The organism is Paenibacillus sp. 203 (genome assembly GCF_037027525.1).
Classification (GTDB): Bacteria; Bacillota; Bacilli; order Paenibacillales; family Paenibacillaceae; genus Paenibacillus; species Paenibacillus polymyxa_B.
This window is the reverse complement of the sequence record NZ_JAXCHD010000005.1, coordinates 102,755-119,470: the sequence shown is the minus strand read 5'-3', so window position 1 is coordinate 119,470 and position 16,716 is coordinate 102,755. Positions and strand designations below refer to the sequence as shown.

General features: G+C 45.9%; 12 protein-coding genes. 1 reads left to right on the top strand and 11 read right to left on the bottom strand.

Annotated features, from left to right (window positions below):
• Nucleotides 1–8: 8 nt before the first annotated feature.
• The 3 genes from WA407_RS12935 to WA407_RS12925 all read right to left on the bottom strand — a co-directional run bounded on the left by WA407_RS12935 (nucleotide 9) and on the right by WA407_RS12925 (nucleotide 3,302).
• Nucleotides 9–458, bottom strand: coding sequence for a J domain-containing protein (locus WA407_RS12935; RefSeq protein WP_336077497.1), 450 nt, complete (start codon nucleotides 456–458; stop codon nucleotides 9–11).
• Between the two features lie 130 nt (nucleotides 459–588).
• Complete coding sequence (locus tag WA407_RS12930) at nucleotides 589–1,014, bottom strand: hypothetical protein (protein WP_025685506.1); 426 nt, start codon at nucleotides 1,012–1,014, stop codon at nucleotides 589–591.
• A 119-nt stretch (nucleotides 1,015–1,133) separates the two neighbouring features.
• On the bottom strand, nucleotides 1,134–3,302 hold the full coding sequence (locus WA407_RS12925) for a hypothetical protein (protein ID WP_023989860.1): 2,169 nt from the start codon (nucleotides 3,300–3,302) through the stop codon (nucleotides 1,134–1,136).
• Nucleotides 3,303–3,939: 637 nt separating this feature from the next.
• Here WA407_RS12925 and WA407_RS12920 point away from each other — a divergent pair.
• Nucleotides 3,940–6,027 carry a vWA domain-containing protein gene (locus tag WA407_RS12920; RefSeq protein WP_254328714.1) on the top strand — a complete coding sequence of 696 codons (2,088 nt, stop codon included), beginning with the start codon at nucleotides 3,940–3,942 and terminating at the stop codon, nucleotides 6,025–6,027.
• A gap of 43 nt (nucleotides 6,028–6,070) precedes the next feature.
• On the opposite strand, the gene WA407_RS12915 is transcribed toward WA407_RS12920, so the two are convergent.
• The 8 genes from WA407_RS12915 to pulA all read right to left on the bottom strand — a co-directional run bounded on the left by WA407_RS12915 (nucleotide 6,071) and on the right by pulA (nucleotide 16,695).
• Nucleotides 6,071–6,982 (bottom strand): serine/threonine protein kinase, encoded by a 912-nt coding sequence (locus WA407_RS12915; RefSeq protein WP_336077496.1) that lies wholly within the window; start codon nucleotides 6,980–6,982, stop codon nucleotides 6,071–6,073.
• A gap of 177 nt (nucleotides 6,983–7,159) precedes the next feature.
• A complete protein-coding gene (locus WA407_RS12910) occupies nucleotides 7,160–8,413 on the bottom strand; it encodes an L-lactate MFS transporter (RefSeq protein ID WP_336077495.1) in 1,254 nt (417 codons plus the stop codon).
• Between the two features lie 190 nt (nucleotides 8,414–8,603).
• Nucleotides 8,604–9,368, bottom strand: coding sequence for a LytR/AlgR family response regulator transcription factor (locus WA407_RS12905; RefSeq protein WP_235308886.1), 765 nt, complete (start codon nucleotides 9,366–9,368; stop codon nucleotides 8,604–8,606).
• Complete coding sequence (locus WA407_RS12900) at nucleotides 9,365–11,026, bottom strand: LytS/YhcK type 5TM receptor domain-containing protein (protein WP_235308884.1); 1,662 nt, start codon at nucleotides 11,024–11,026, stop codon at nucleotides 9,365–9,367. The genes WA407_RS12905 and WA407_RS12900 overlap by 4 nt, the downstream gene beginning before the upstream one ends.
• A 44-nt stretch (nucleotides 11,027–11,070) precedes the next feature.
• Nucleotides 11,071–11,319 (bottom strand): hypothetical protein, encoded by a 249-nt coding sequence (locus WA407_RS12895; protein WP_039272912.1) that lies wholly within the window; start codon nucleotides 11,317–11,319, stop codon nucleotides 11,071–11,073.
• A gap of 186 nt (nucleotides 11,320–11,505) precedes the next feature.
• Entirely contained in the window at nucleotides 11,506–13,002 is a 1,497-nt protein-coding gene (locus WA407_RS12890; RefSeq protein ID WP_235308882.1) for a methyl-accepting chemotaxis protein, read from the bottom strand.
• 285 nt (nucleotides 13,003–13,287) lie between these two features.
• A complete protein-coding gene (locus WA407_RS12885) occupies nucleotides 13,288–13,929 on the bottom strand; it encodes a 50S ribosomal protein L25 (protein WP_235308880.1) in 642 nt (213 codons plus the stop codon).
• Between the two features lie 231 nt (nucleotides 13,930–14,160).
• On the bottom strand, nucleotides 14,161–16,695 hold the full coding sequence (pulA, locus tag WA407_RS12880) for a type I pullulanase (protein ID WP_235308878.1): 2,535 nt from the start codon (nucleotides 16,693–16,695) through the stop codon (nucleotides 14,161–14,163).
• Between the last annotated feature and the right edge of the window lie 21 nt (nucleotides 16,696–16,716).

Below are 16,716 nucleotides of genomic sequence, written 5' to 3'. Positions count from 1 at the left end.
TGAAATCATCACTTTTTACGAATACCGAAAAATTGGTTAAACATCGCGGAGGTATCCGTCGGATCACCGGGTTTTTTCGTTTTTTTCCCTGGTGAGCCCTCCTTCGTTTTCGGATGAAAACCAAAAAATTGCTCAAAGTCAGTTCCTATATCAGCCGGATTGAATCCTTTGGCTGCCGTACGCTCACCGCTGGAGGATGCAGACCCTCTCCCTCTCTCTTGCTGTTCCCCGCCAGCTCCCTCAGTTTTTCGGATGAGCTCGGCATCGTATGCCTGCCGCAATGCTTCGTCACGCAAGGTATTGTAAGCCTCGTGAATCAGCTTGAACTTGCGCGTTGCTTCCTCGCTTCCCTGGTTGGTATCAGGATGATACTTTTTGGCCAGTTTACGGTAAGCCTGCTTAATCTCTGCCTCCGAAGCATCCCGGCTGACACCGAGCAGCTCATAGTAGTTGGTCATTGTGTGATGTTCCCCTCTCCGAAAAAAATAAATATTAAGAGACCCGTAGGCCTCTTAATATTTATCCACCCTGCACTTGTGTGCCGGGTGAGTGTGTTTTTAAGCTGCACTTAACGTGAAGACGTTAAGCTTAAACCGGATATCCGCCGTCGATTGTAGCCAGCTCGGTTTTGTCTTTCTTTTGTTTGATGTAGAGTGTAAATGCACCTACACCTTCTGTGTCGCCGAAGTGCTCGGTGTAGTCTACAACGAAAGCATTCGGGAAGTGGATTTTACGCACAACTTGATCAGCTGCGATAACTTCCAGTGTTACTTTACGGTAGCTGTCTGCTTTTTCAGCAGGAACCAGAGACCACAAAGCCAGTTTCAGCGTGTCATCCGCGCTGTCACCGTCTACTGCTGTGATGATTTTACCGCTGATGCGCAGCGTGGAGCCTACGTCAGTGGAGCGTGCATTGGAATCGTCCGGTGTATCGGTGTCATAAATAACCGTTTGGATGTTATCCAAGCCCAGCTCGATTGTTTCTTGTCCTTCTACTTTCAATCTGAATCCCATGTGTGTTGCCTCCTTGAAATTAGGTAATATGATGGCGGGAGATGCAAAGCTTCTCCGCGATTTATGTATAAAGGCGGTTCTGGATAGAAACGCCTCTAACATCTTTCGTAGTGCTCGGATCATGATTTGACCGAGCTGGTTCCCTTAGTGATCATGACTTCCAGGTTCTTCACATTACCGTTGAAGACCAGATCGATATGGCACATATTGCTTTTCTCATCAATAATGAAGCTCATATCGTCTCCGTCCTGAATGATCGAGTTAACAGATCCTCTGCTGCTCAGCCACTTGCTCTTCTGGCTACTCGGATTGTTACTGAAGAAGCGGACGATATTTTCGTGTTTGAAGTCCCCTGTCTGGTAGCGCAAAATACGTTCAATGTACGTGCTGACCAGCGTCTTGTAGATGGAGTCAAAACCGTCCTCGGACATCGCCATGCTTCTCGCCTTGTAGACGGTAATCCGGCGGATATCCTTATCCTGGATCTGAGCATTCTCCGACGAGAATACAAAGCCGAAGTTTTTACGGTTGATGGCATCCTTGATCGTGTTGGTGAATCCGGTGATTTCCTTGGCCATCGTCGTTACCGTGCGCAGGCTGTTGTCTCCTGCTTCGATGTCGAAGCGTACGCCAGGGAAGTTCTTATTGACGGTTTTAAACGTCTCACGCAGGTATTCAGGACACTGATAGGAAGCGACCAAGCCAGCAGCAACGTAGGCTGCACCCACATAAACGCCCTCGATCCACAGCTTGAGAATATCCTCTTTCTCCTTAGAGAGCTGTACACCGTCTTCGGTCTGTAGCATTTTGCTGTCGATAATGACACCCGATTTGTCCTTCGGAATAATCGTAAAGTTCGGTACACAAGGAATGGCAAATTCGCTATATTCTCTGCGAACGAGACTGGCGCATTTATCGACATATTTGTCGATGCCCGCTGTCGCCATACTGTTGAAAGTCGTTTCTTCACCGGATTCAAAGTTAAAGAACATTTGAATTTTGTAATCCTTCACGACTTGCAGCAGCATCGAGAGCGATTCCATAGAATTTCCGCCCTGCTTAACGACCTTCTCGTTACCCTTGAAGCGTTCACGTGAAACCTTTACCTTACCGGCTGCCTCCAGCTCGACAGATGGAACGATACCGAACCAGATCGTGTCGCTGAATTCATTCTTAGCATTCACAGTGTTCAGGTACGTTTCCAGGCGCGGGATATTGCTGCTTTTCACCAGCATGTCCAACTTGTTGTTCGCCACCAGCATTGTCGGCAGCATGCCTTTGCTCTTCGTTGCATATTGATCGAAGAACATTTTGACACCGAGGATTTTCTCTACAAGCGGCTTAACCGCCTTTACGAAATCGTCCTTGGCATTTTTATAGAACTCCAGATACGTGTTGTAGTTTTGAACTTCAACCGCTGTATCCACCTTCGTCTGAACAGCTGGCAGTGGCACAAATGTGCGAACCACCAAATCCTTCACATAGTCAGAAGGCGTATCTGTGATGGAGTTATAATCTTCTTCGAATACTTGGGAGAGATCGCCAGTGCTGTTTTCATCCAACAGCATCAGCTCAGTGCTGTCGCTCTTCGGCGCTTCAATAATTTTCAGTTCGCCGCTTTCCCCAATGGAGAGCATACCCACCTGGATCAGCTCACCGGAGTTTTCCTCTTGGGCGCCACCGAGCAGAAGGCGGGTTTTGATGTCCTCAATTGCCAGTGGGAGCATAGCCATAACGTTGTTATAGTTCTGACTCGCTTCCTCGAACATTCCATTCAGCTTGTCACCCATGTCGAGTTTCTTCGGATCGCCATCATCCAGCTTGTCGTATTCACCGTACATATAGTGAATCTCTTTGCGGACTTGACGAATATCATCCATAACCTTTTTCGGTGAAATCATATCCAGCAGATTTTCAAATTTGAAATCTACATTGGTGATTCCTTGACTGCGCTTGGTATCAATGAGCGTAAACAACATTTTCAGAAAATCATTACTTTGATTTACACGAATTTCAGAAATGCTATCCTCATCAATTCCCTCTGGCTTTTTAAGGGTGTAGACGACTTTTTGATTGGCCGCGTTAAAAAACGAATACACGGTCGGTGAAAACTTATCCAAAAATTCGTCAAAGCTGCGCACCAGAAGGTGCTGATTAATTTCCTTGATCTTCTCATCGCTCAAGCTGTCAATACCCTTCACATCACCTACAATGGTGATCAGGTCCAGCTTTTCCGGGTTAATCTCTTCAAAAAGCATTGTCCGGTTGGTTTGATAAATGATTTCCATCGCTGTCGGCAAATGAACAAAGTATGAGTTATAGGTCCATTGCTCCATATACGGACATGGGATGTCCAATTTGAAACGGACGAAACTCATTTTTAGTTCTTTTGCCTCCTCCCCCCTACTTAACATTTAAATTCGTCAAAGGATTGAGCTTATACCACATTTAAGGTACAGGCATGTAACCTCGAAAATCGGTCCGAAGCGTTATTCGGCTTTTAACGGCAAAGCATGCAAGTGAGATGTATTTCCAAAATAAAAGTCAGATAACACAGAAATTTTAAATTTATGATTTCGTATTCCTAACTTCAATCCCAATTTTTGCCGTTGATACGAGAGCTATCATACAAAGCACCCTTCAGTTTTGTCAATTTCTGTAGTCTCAGATTGAAACAGGGCATTTTGACTCATTTTATGCGTGAATACGTAATTTTTATGATATGTTAGACCTGTTTCTTCAGGGAAATATTCACAAATGGAACTCAATTACCGATAGAAGTTCATTGGATATTTCTGATAAGCGTAAAAGAATCAAATTCATGGCTAATGTGAGGGTTATCAGCTATTTTGATCCTTTATCCCTTATATCCCAAGGATTAGGAGAGCTGATCCCCCCACGTTGGCCTCGGCGATGGAGGAGCTTATGTTCAGAATAAGGAAACTAGGGATTATCGTTTTCGTGACTTTTGTACTATTTTTACAAATGAGCCTAAATGGGGTCATTTGCACAGTAAATCAGGCTAATGCAGCATCTTTGGGTGCTGTCCCGATCGAGGGTTATGATGCCGTTTTTGTACTGGATACCAGTTATTCCATGAGGGATACCGATCCTGAAGGCATTGCGGCCGAAGTCATCAATATGTTTATGGATTTGAGTGATGCAGACCGTACGCGCGTCGGATTCGTTGCCTACAATCACCACGTGGTCGCCTCGAAACCACTAACTTCGATTGCCGTGGCAGCGCAAAAATCCCAGATCCAGCAGGAAATCAGAACGCTAAACCGTTCCGGTTATACGGATTTGGGACTTGGGTTGCGTAAAGGCTCGGAGCTGCTAGCGGCAGGAGCATCCCAAGGGCGTCAGCCTTTTATGATTCTGTTGTCTGATGGAGAGACTGATTTTGGTGCCTCCTCTGGTTCACGATCCAAGGGTGACTCCAATAACGATGTGTCCTCTGTCATCAAATCTGCACAGACCAAGGGATATCCGGTGTATACGATTGGTCTGAATCATGATGGCACAGTGAATCGACAAGAACTCGAACGGATCGCTTCTCAAACGGGTGGAGCTTCTTTTATTACGAGTAGTGCCGAGGATCTGCCGGAAATTCTGAACCGTATATTCGCCAGTCAAATTCGTTCCAAGCTCGTCCCAATTGCTGCAATTACGACTACTGGCGAGATGCAAGACTTAACTGTAACTCTACCTGATTCTAGTATGGAGGAAGCCAATTTGGTGCTTTTGTCGGAGCATCCCCTTCTGGAAACACAGCTATATTCCAATTCAGAAAATGTCCGCAGGTACAAGTCGAGCCGCTATGCGATTTTAAAAATCGAGCATCCACAGGCAGGTAAAGTGAAGTTGAAGCTACGGGGCATACGCGGGGATTTGGTGAAAATCAATTTACTTGGCAGCTATCGACTGGAAGCCGAAGCTACCATGGGAGCAAAGCAAGCAACGGCAACTCATGGTGACAAGCCTGTGCAGTTGCTGAAAGGTCAAGCGACACCGTTTCAAGCTCAGCTTCTGTTGCCGGACAATCAAAAGCTTACAGATGAAGCCGTATATACGTCTCTCCAAGCCCATATTGTAGTTACTCCCAAGGGGGGCACAGCCAAAAAGGTGCCTATGACCTATAAGTCAGGAGCCTTTCATACCGAATATGCGTTCCCTCAAACCGGGGATTATACATGGCAGCTATCTCTGGATAGTCCGCAATGGTACCGTAAGGGAATTGTACATAAGGTTCACGCGGCCAATGCAGCACCACAGGTCTTAAAAGACCTGACGATTCACCTGGTAAAAGAAGACGGCGATTCCCGTCGAAGTTTATCAGATTTTATTGTTGACCCCAATCATGACAAGCTGAACTATAAGCTGGATGCAGAAGTCGCTGGGGATACGGTCCATGCTGAGATTAACGGTAATGATCTGCTGCTATCCGAGCTCCACACAGGTGACTCACAGCTGAAGATTACCGCTACCGATCCGGAAGGCACATCCAGCAGCGCTACGCTAACCGTTTCTGTACAATCCCGGTATACAGCCATTAAATGGACGGTAGCCATCAGTGTCGTAGTAGCCGCTCTTCTATATTGGTTCTTGCGGCCGAAGCCGCAGTTTGCCGGAAGAATCGAAGGATATTTTCTCGCTACAGCAAGTGGACAGGAGATTCCGGTAAAATCTTGGCCGCTCACCTCCTTTCCGGGTCGTAAGGTCAGCTTGCAGGAATTGTTCCGTACGCTTGACGTTCACGAACCGTTGCCAGAAGCGGAACGGATCGTATTTTCCGCAGGTAAAAAAGGGAGCCTAATCGTAAAACATGATACACGCTGCGCCTTACAGCATGGAAAGATCAGATTAGCCCGTAACAAAAAAGCGGTCATGGAGTACAGCGACAAGCTGTACATTACATTCGAGGATGGTGTCACTGAAATCGAGCTGCGATACAAAGCGATTAAACCGAATACTTCAGTGTACACCGACCATATCCAAGCTCCGACAGGATAATGTCCGTCACAACGTAAAAAAAGAGAAGCGTCGTCTCTTACGATTAATGAACCGTAAGAGTAGGGCGCTTCCCTTTTTTTATCCAATATTCCGCACGTAGTGCGGCTTTAAACCATCGAAGTGAGCGGCAACGCTTGTTAGCCTGTACCTCCAGACCTCGCCGAATGACATACGGCAGCAGAGAAAGTCCCGTATTTTCAATCTGAATCCGCTCGGAATGATCTGCAAACAATCGGCCCGGCACATCTGGCGGAGGTGTTCCTTTTCGGCAATAATACAGCGTGGCGGCCAAACTATAGATATCCGACACAGGCCCCTGCTGCGAACGATTAGAGTAAAATTCCAGCGGAGAATAGCCCGCCGTGGTGAAGATCGGATGCTCTTTGCCTTCAAAATGCACAGCCGAACCAAAATCAATCAGCTTGATGTTGCCATTTTCCCCAATCATAATGTTGCCCGGCTTAATATCCCGGTGAATAATTCCTTTGTCGTGGATGTACTCCATGGCATCAATTAAAGGTAGCACCGTGTGGTACAAAAAAGTGGGATCAGATGTTGGCACAGCTTCTTCTTTCATCATTCGATCCAATGTCTTGCCTGCACAGTATTCCATGACCAGATAGGCAGTTCCATTTTCCTCAAAGTGATCTATATAACCGACAATTCCCGGATGACTTAACTCCTTCAACATTTGCCCTTCACGCAAAAAATAATGCATAAACTCCACGTATTTGGATTGCATAGAAGCACCGCAAGTGACCGTTTTTCGATCCATCCCTCGCAAAGCCAGGGCATTCGGAAAAAATTCCTTCACAATGACCTTTTCTCGGTTATCCAACAGCCTTGCCGTATACACGATGGCCAGCTCACTGCGGGACAAGGCGCTTCGAATTTGATATGTATTTCGCAGCTTCGTATTGCGGGCAAGCAGATTCCCGCTTGTATCCACGATCATGACTCGTCCTCCTGTCAGGTTCTTAGCTTATGTTTTTTGTATATATCGGCTTATTACACATCTTTTTATTATACCGTAAAATAGATTATTGGAAAAACAAATAACCTGCCATAATCTCCCTTAGAGAAATGATGACAGGTCTTTTGGCATTCATCTGGTTCTTTTTTCTCAAATCGTTTAACCTAGTTTCGTTCCGGGATTCATGCTGCGCACACTGTTGGTATTTTTCTTCCGTTCACTGCGCAGTTTGCCTTTCCCTTGTTCTGGAGTGCGAATGGTGAGGGCAATTAGGAATGATACGACACACAGCACAGCAATCGTGGTAAAGGTCGGGATGAATCCACCCAGTAACGCTGCGATAAATGACCCCGCCAGCGCACCGAGGCCAAAGCCTTGATACACAATACCATAGTTTTTGCTTTGATTTTTCAGACCGAAGAAATCAGCTACAATGGCAGGAAAGACTGTAATGTTGCCGCCGAAGCAAAAAGCAATTCCTGCTACACAGGCAAAAAACAAACCAAAATTCAGCGGTACCAAACTCAGCACTGTAACTGCGACCGCCGTTGTCAGCAACGCACCCGCTACTACTTTCAGACGACCTACTTTATCCGATAGCGCACCCAGTATGATCCGGCCCGCCGTGTTGAAAATTGCGACCATAGCGACCGCATTAGCAGCTGTTGCTACATCTAGGCCGGCCATCCGTACGCCGATATCTTTGACGACTCCAATCAGGTAGAGACCACTCATACAAGCGGTAAAGAACATTACGAACAGCAGGTATGCCTGCTTGGTGCGCAGCATTTCTTTGACGGTGTAGTCCCTCTGCACAACCCCATTTTGTACCGAAGGCTTGTTCACGACTACAGCTTCTCTTACCAGGAAGGAACCACCCACAATCATAATCAGCACGATCATTCCCCAATATAAAAACGCTTGTGATACGCCAACGGACTGAATCAACGAACCATTAATATACTTGAATATAAGACTGCCTGTTCCATATGCCCCAACCGAAATACCGGAAATAAGTCCTTTTTTCTCAGGAAACCATTTAATCAGATTCGACAGTGATGTAATATATGCCGTTCCATCCGCAAAACCTACGACAATACCCGCCAAAATATATAGCAGGGACAGCGATGTTACCTGCGAACTGAGCATGAGACCGGCTCCTAACACGACACCTGAACACAAAATCAGACGACGTAGTCCCCATTTATCCTGTAGCTTGCCTGCGAATAACGTAGCAAACGCCAGTGCAAAACTGGTAATTGAAAATGTAATGGCGACCGAACTGAGGTTCCAGCCAAAGCGGTCCACCAACGGTTGATTAAATAAACTCCATGTGTAAATGGTTCCTAATCCCATCTGGACAATAATCGTTCCAAGTACAACCAGCCAACGGTTTCCGCTGTTTGTTTTCATTTCAATCTCCTCTTTTCATTCCGGCTCTACAGCGTCAATTTGTTATCATGATAACCGGGAATCCAGTACGCTTTGCGCCTGTGGAGGAGCAAGTCGGTAAGGATTCTCTCTACATGGGTTATTATAACGCTGCATGTCAGCCAGAAATCATTTGAGGAATGAAATGCACATATAGCGGAATGAAGTGCCTTTAAAGCCGCATAATTTGCCGAAATTCCTTGGCCTTGCTGCGGCTCACCGGAATTTCTGCTTCTAGTCCACGCAAACGTAGGAGATACGTATGATTGAACCAAGGTACAATTTCACGGATCTGCGACAGATTAACCGTGTAAGATCGGTGACAGCGGAAAAAGTCCTGCTGCGGCAGCCGGGCATGAAATTCCGAAATGCTCATCGGCATCGTATATTCTTCGTGCCTTGTAAAGACACGGGTCACCTTTTCCTGCGCACACGCATAGTAAATATCGTTTGCATCCGTTACGATGATTTTGTCATTTTTCAGCAGATTAATACGACCTGGCGCAGCAATGGTGCTGGCTTCGGCAGCTCGGGGTTGCGCCGTCTGGACAGGCTCCTGTATTGGAACGTTCTGCTGCTCATAAGCATTTTCCAGCTTACGCAGCATAGATGCGATCCTTTTTTCATCATATGGTTTGAGGATGTAGTCGAACGCCTCCAGTTCAAAAGCCTGCGCCGCATGTTCTTTATAGGCGGTCGTAAAAATAATGTAGGGCTTTTTGGCAAATTTGCTAATGTTCTGTGCCAGTAGCATCCCGTCCAATGAAGGAATGTTAATGTCCAGAAAGATCGCGTCCGTCTCCTGATCTTGCAGAAACCGAAACACATCTAGCCCATCCTCGAAACTATCAGTCACCTCAATGTTGCTATGAGTCTGAATAAGATACTCCAGCTCTTCACGTGCCGGAAGCTCGTCTTCTACAATTATGGCCTTCATGACTTCTCCTTTGGTATGTCAAAATAAACTTCGGTGCCCGGCTCATGCTTTAGAATAATAACTCCCTCGCCGTACATAAGCTTGAGCCGTCTGTGCACATTGTACAAGCCGATCTGTTTAGCCGGAACCCGATCATGATAGAGGTTATCCACAACATCATCCCGTATACCTACCCCGGTATCCGCCACAGAAATACGTACCTTTTCTCCACGATCCTTTACAGAAATAGTTACTGTACCTGACCCCTTTTTCTTGAGGATCCCGTGATTAATCGCATTCTCAACCAGGGGCTGGATAATAAGACTTGGAATACGCACAGACACCTCATCCATTACATATTCTACCTGAAGCCGGTTGCCGAAGCGTGCTTTCTCAATTTCCACATAATCAGACACCTGCTGAAGCTCTTTATGAATTTCGATCAAATCATCATTCAGTTCCAAATTATAGCGCAGATAGCCCGATAAATTAATGATCAGCTCTCGTGCCTTATCCGGCTTGGTGCGTGTCGTAGAGGCAATGGCGTTCAGCGCGTTAAACAGAAAATGGGGATTAATTTTCGTTTGGAGCGCCTTTAGCTCGGCTTTATTCGCCGCTTCCTTAATTTGCTCCACACGCGACACTTCCATTAACGTGGAAATGATTTGAGACAAGCCAATCGCCATCGTTTGCAACGGATACGTGATTTTATAAGCTTTGCGATAGTAAATCTTCAAGGTGCCAGTTACCTCTCCCCGCTCCTCTAACGGGATAATGAGCAGAGACTGGATTTGCGGTGTTTTATCGTCTGCAATGTGGTTGCGGATCGTGATTTTACCGCTGCGGATTGTCGATTTAGTCACATCGCTAATAATCTCATCTCCGATGTGATAACGCTCTTCGCCAAAACCGACATAGGCCAGCACATCTCTGGTATCGGTAATCGCTACCGCGTCTGCCTTGATATCTTCTTTTATGATCGAACAAATGGTATGCAAAGATTCCGCATTAATGGAGCGAAAATAAGGCAACGTTTTGTTGGCAATATCCAATGCCAGCTTGGCCTGTCTGGCCGCGATATTCTCCTTTTCCCCTTCCACACTCTGGATTAATAGAACGATTAAACCGATACTGACTTCTCCGATAATCATCGGTAGACCAATTTTGGAAACGATGTCCGCACCAAGGCCATGGGGTTGTGCCATCACCAGAATGAGCAGCATCGTCAATGCTTCGCAGACCATACCTGCGGCGATACCGACCAGCCATCTCTTGGAACGGTTAACCCTGCGGCCGATATATCCTGACACCACACCTGCCAAAATACTCGTAATCAGACACGGAATCGAGGTCACTCCCCCGATATCAATTAGATAACGATGGATCCCTGATACAATACCTGTAACGATCCCAACCCAGGGTCCAAACAAAATACCGCCCGCCATAATTGCAATGATTCGAACGTTAACCAGCGAACCTTCGACTTCAATCCCGGTGTACGTACCGAACAGTGCAAACATGCAAAAAATCAACGTTAGTAAGGTTAGCTCTGCCGGGGAATGACTGTTCTTTTGCAAGGTTTCCTTAAAGCGTGGGATACGTGTAATAAAAAATAAACAAATCAGTAACAACGCTGCGCGCTCAAATAGCTGCATCAGCATTTCCAACAAGGCGTTCACCTGCGTTCCTCCCAAATCAAAACGGATATCCTACATAGGTTATGTTATCGTGTACGTCGTTCATACACACCATACCCAAGTATCATCAAGCCACATACGAATAAAATAATAACAAATATATTGTCAACAAAACTCGGCATATCAGGTTCTGACATAGAGATGCCCGAACTATTTAATTTAACAGGTACGGAATTCGCAGCCCATTGAATGACCGATATAAAGCGCTCCATCGTATAAATCACTCCGCTACCCAATAGGCTCAACACGCCGATCAACAAATATTTAAGCTCCATAAGAATTTATTCCCCCTTAATTACAAAGCATTTAAACTGCCACAAATTATACCATCAACTTCCATCTAATTATAGCTTCTAGAAATCCCCTCTTCATTTCCCTTCTTCAAACGCAGTAAAAAACCGGAGAGTACCGCTTGATAGCGATACTCCCCGGATCTCTAGTCCGATAATGAAGCATTTCGGTTATTTGCTTTTGCTGATTTCGGTAGGAATGTTGTCCTTCTTCTGATCATGTACCAGTTCTTTTAACTGGATAATCAACGTCTCCAGCTCATTAAATCCGGTCACCATATTGGAGGTTATATTTCGTTGCTCCTCTACTCCAGCCAAAATTTGCTCTGACGCTGCACTCGCTTGTTCTGTAACGCTTGAAAACTCCTCCATCTCTTGAACGACCTGAGATGAGAATTGCTGCATACTATTCGTACTGGCTTCCACCTCCACGGCCTGCAGCAGCACTTTATTGGCATTTTGCAGGATATCCTCCAGTACAATTTCGGTCGAATGGGCCGATTCCATACTCTGCTGTAGTCTTTGCTGTCCCATGTCAAATTGGCTTACGACAGAATCCATCTGAGTTCTCAGTTGGGTCAAAATACCTTCCATTGCCACCGAGGTATTCCCTACCATTTCAGCCAAATTACGCACTTCGCCAGCCACGATGGCAAACCCTTTTCCATGCTCTCCCGCTCTGGCGGCCTCAATGGATGCATTCAAGGACAGCAAATTAGTTTGTTTCGAGATTTGAGTAATATCTTTGAGCATGGCAGACATATTATCACTTTGTGTTTTAAACTCGTCCAATTCTTCTTTGGTACGACTCATAACCAGACCCAAATCCTTAATTTGAGACGTTAATGCAAGCAGTTGACTGCTCCCTCTGCTCCCGGCACTTTTCGTATCTTCGGAGAGCTGCTTCAATTCTCGGGAATGATCGGCAACCTCGCGCACGTGCTGGTCAGACTGAGCCAAGTTATCCGTTACCTCAGTGATATTCGAAGCTTGCATTTCTACCCCTTTGGCAACCTCCTGAAACCCGATGGCGACTTCATTCGTCACGCTGCCGGTAGCATCCACTTGATTCCTGAATCGTTCTGTGAAGCTATGCAATCCAGCTACAGCCTGTCTCACTTGTTCAAACAAAAATTCAATACGTTGCCTTGTGGCATCCATATCTTTATTTTGCTCTTCCGTTTTCTTAAACTGCTTTTGATTTAACACCGATACCACTAACAATAGCAAACCAATCAGTAAAACAATAATAAACTCGTGTATATAACGCAAAGGACCGGTAACCGGGGGAGTTGCTGGCGTACCGATGGTAATTTGTATAAAAATATTACACAGATTTAAGACCATTGCTATCAAAAAATATCGGTAAGATGGGTAGAGCAACAACAATGAACAAATAAAGATCGTAGTCATTGCCTCCACGCTAGATAAGTTTACAAATATACATATTAATACGCTATACAACGTAATAATCCAAGGAATAAGGCGGATTCCTTTCTTTTTCATATTCAGAATCGTCAAAACTGCGGCGACTACAAATCCTACACCACTAGACATCCACACCGATGGATTAGATAATGCCGGGATGGTGCTGCTCAAGGTCATAATCCAAAAAATAATGATCACCAATTTGTTTCTTTGCCACAACAATTCATTTGTTCTGTCCATGATTGTGTACGCGCTCCTTAGATATATATTAGGTATTTATAAAATAAAAATGTAAATGCCATACTATATATATCGTCATATCAGAACGCGTATTGAATGAAAATCGTACGAACACCACATTCCCTTTTAAACACCAAATCACAACAGGACAACTTTTTAAAGAGAAAGAGTATGTAAGTGTAAAAAAATGAATGCAAAAAAATCGCCCCCTGGCAGGGAGCGATTTTGAATACCTTTTTGATGATCTTCTGCAATTGAAAAAGATTCATAAGCCAACTGAAAACATTAGGATTCCTTGTTTTCGGAAGCCTCTTCAGCGCCTTCAGTTGCCGCTGCATCACCTTCCACAGCAGCATTTTCTACTTCAACTGCACGCGGAACGATAATAGAAGCAAGCAGTTCTTCTTCAGGGACGTGCAGTGTTACTCCTTTAGGGAGCTTCAAGTCGCTAGCGCTCAGCTTGTCGCCAACATCCAGTGCGGATACATCCACCTCAATGGTAGATGGTAAATCAGCAGGAAGGCCTTCGACTTCAACTTCCGTTTCCTGAACTTGCAGAATACCGCCTGTTTTTGTACCTACAGGTGTACCCTGATAATCAATAGAAACACGCACGCGAAGCGGTTTGTTTTTGGCAATTTTCAAAAAATCGGCATGCAGCCATTGGTTGTCACGCTGTTGATAATCTTTAATAATAACCGGAATGGTTTCTCCACCTTCTACAGTGAGGTTGAACACCTCTGAACGTCCGGTTTTGACTACTTTATTAAATTCCTTGGCATCGACATGTACAGGGGTTCCTTCAAGCTCAGAGCCGTAAACCACAGCTGGAATCCGTCCTTTTAACCTCAATTCACGAATAGCCGAACCCTTCTTCTCTGTTCTCGGCTGGGCGGTCAGTTGAATACTTCCTCCATTAGAACTCATGATATACAACCTCCTTCAGGTTACCTTACAAATGATTTTCCTCCAAGAATCTTGCCTGTTTACCAGTCGTACTACAGGATATAAGCCAGCAAGCTGGCAAAACTAAACAAGTCCATAATTCTATTTTACCCCTTTTTTCTGAAACTGACACACGTTTACATAAAAAAATAGCATTTCTCGAAATAATCGAAAAATGCTACTTTCGTATATATAGCGACCAAGCATACAAGTCTATCCGGCCCGATTATCATTTACCAGTAGCAAATATTCTTCTCTGCCACTATGAATCAATACCTGCATCACAGACTGGTTTAGGTCTATATCAATATAGCGATCTGCCTCAACATCCTTGGCATCCCAGTGATTAAGCCGGACAATGTAGCCAATTCGCTGTATATCAGGAGACACCTGAATACGCGCTATTGCACGACCGTCATCCAAATCACGAAATTCGACATGTCCGTCGCGGTGCCCAGTTCCCCATACCCATACGTTCCAGCCAGTGTATTGTCGATCTGCACGCTCGTAGATCAGTTCAATCGTGCGAAATGGAGCGACTTCCCTATCGTTTCCAAGCGGCACATCTGTCAACGCCATGGCTGTACCTGCAATTTCTTGATCTGTTCCCTCATCCGAGTCTTCCAATTCGTTCTCCGCCTGACGATTAACCTGATCTTGTTCAGTCAAAAAGGAGACTCCTGCAGGTTCTTCCTGATCATATAACACCATCATCGACCAGCGCGATACAGTCACACGATGGCCTACCACTTCATACCGTGTCTCATTACCAGCCCCGTGTGCGTCCACGACCACATGCCAACGATCCGATTCCGCAGGCAATAATATCGTTTGCTCTGTATCCGAGCCGTTATAAATCACCACAATATGATTCCAGGCATCGCCGTTAGCATGGTGCCTCAAAGCAAAAGCCACCACATGCCCACTGCTTTGCAGCACTTCCATATGCTGCTCCACCAACTCACGATGGTCCATTCGGAATGCCGGGTGGTTGCGCCGCAATGCAATTAAACCTTGGTAGTAATCAAACACTGGGCGAAACCTCGCCTTGTTATGCCAATGGATGGCATTCACCACATCTGAGCTTCGGTAGCTATTATGGTCTCCATATTTGGAGCGCAGCAGTTCATCCCCTGCATGAATAAAAGGAATGCCTTGCGATGTGAGTACCATACCGTTAGCCAACAGGGACTTGCGTACGGTTTCGTTCTCTAGCAAGTTATCTTCATCCAGTTCCCAATACGGGTCTGCTTCGGCAACAGCTTGTTCCGGTGTCCTCCCATCCTGTGGCTTCCCCTGCTCCCATTGTGGAAAACGACAGTGCTCCCGCAAATGTCTTACCGTCAAAATTTTATCCCACAGATTGAGATTATCGTGGGCAGTTACATAATTGACGGTCTCCGATGGCTGAGCTGTGAAATCATGAATAGCCCCAAAAGCACCTTTGAGCACCTGTTCTTCCTGATGTTCTGCCCCCGTGGCAAACCCGCTCCCAGTACCGTCGCTATCTCCCTTAATAGCAGAACGGTAGTTGTCGTTAAAAACGGCAAAGCCTTTGTCGCGTTGCGTTCCTTTTAGCGTAAGCAAGGGTTGCGGAGATTCTCCTCCCGTCCAAGGCTCACCATAGATCAGCAGATCGGGACGCACTTCAGAGCGAAGCTCCTGGGTAAGCTGCTCTACGGTCGGTGTATCCATCAGCCCCATCAGATCAAATCGAAAGCCGTCTATATGATATTCCTCTGCCCAATAGCGTAGTGAATCCTTGATATACTTGCGCACCATCGGACGTTCGGTTGCCACCTCATTACCTACACCTGATCCATTGGTGAGCTGCCCTTGCTCATCCGTGCGGTAATAATATCCAGGTACAACAGGCTCAAATGGCCCCTGTTCCACCGAATAAGTATGGTTGTACACGACGTCCATAATGACACCGATGCCGGCAGTATGCAAAGACTGTACCAACAGTTTCAGCTCTCGTATGCGTGTCTCTGGATCAGCCGGATTGGAAGAATAAGACCCCTCCGGCACATTATAATGCTGCGGATCATAGCCCCAGTTATATTCAGTTTCTAATTCTGCAAAGTCATTCACCGTATGAAAATCAGCCACTGGAAGCAAATGAACATGTGTAATGCCCAGCTCCAGCAGATGATCCAGCCCGATGCTGTTCCCCTCAGTATCCTTCAATCCCGTATACGTAAAGGCCTCAAACCGTCCCTGAGCAGCAGATAAGTCTTTTTTTCCCGTATTAAAATGGGTATCCATCGAAAAATCACGTACATGAAGCTCATAGAGAATGGCATCTGTCGGCCGCTTAAGGGTAGGCCCCGCATCCAATTCCCATCCGTCCGGGTTGGTTTGAGCCAAATCAATGATCGCTGTACGCTGCCCGTTGGCTGATACCCCTGTGGCATATGGATCGGCAGCATAATGAATGGTGTTGTCCGCCCACTCCAGCCTGTACATGTAATAATATTTGTTCCAGTCCCCTTCCAGCTCTATAGACCATACACCTTGATCACCACGGCTCATGAGAAATTCCTGACCACCGCTGTGCTCCTGAACGTTCCCCTCCTGATCGTACACCCCCGCATCGTTATACAACGCTATATGGACCTGCTGCGCAGTCGGTGCCCATACCTTAAACTTGCTGCCCGCAGGCGTATAAGTAAGACCCAAATCATAGCCTTCATATATGGGATATGTTGTGTGCTCAAGCTCATTGAGCTGATTGAAATCTGACATTCCTGTTCACCACCCATTTCT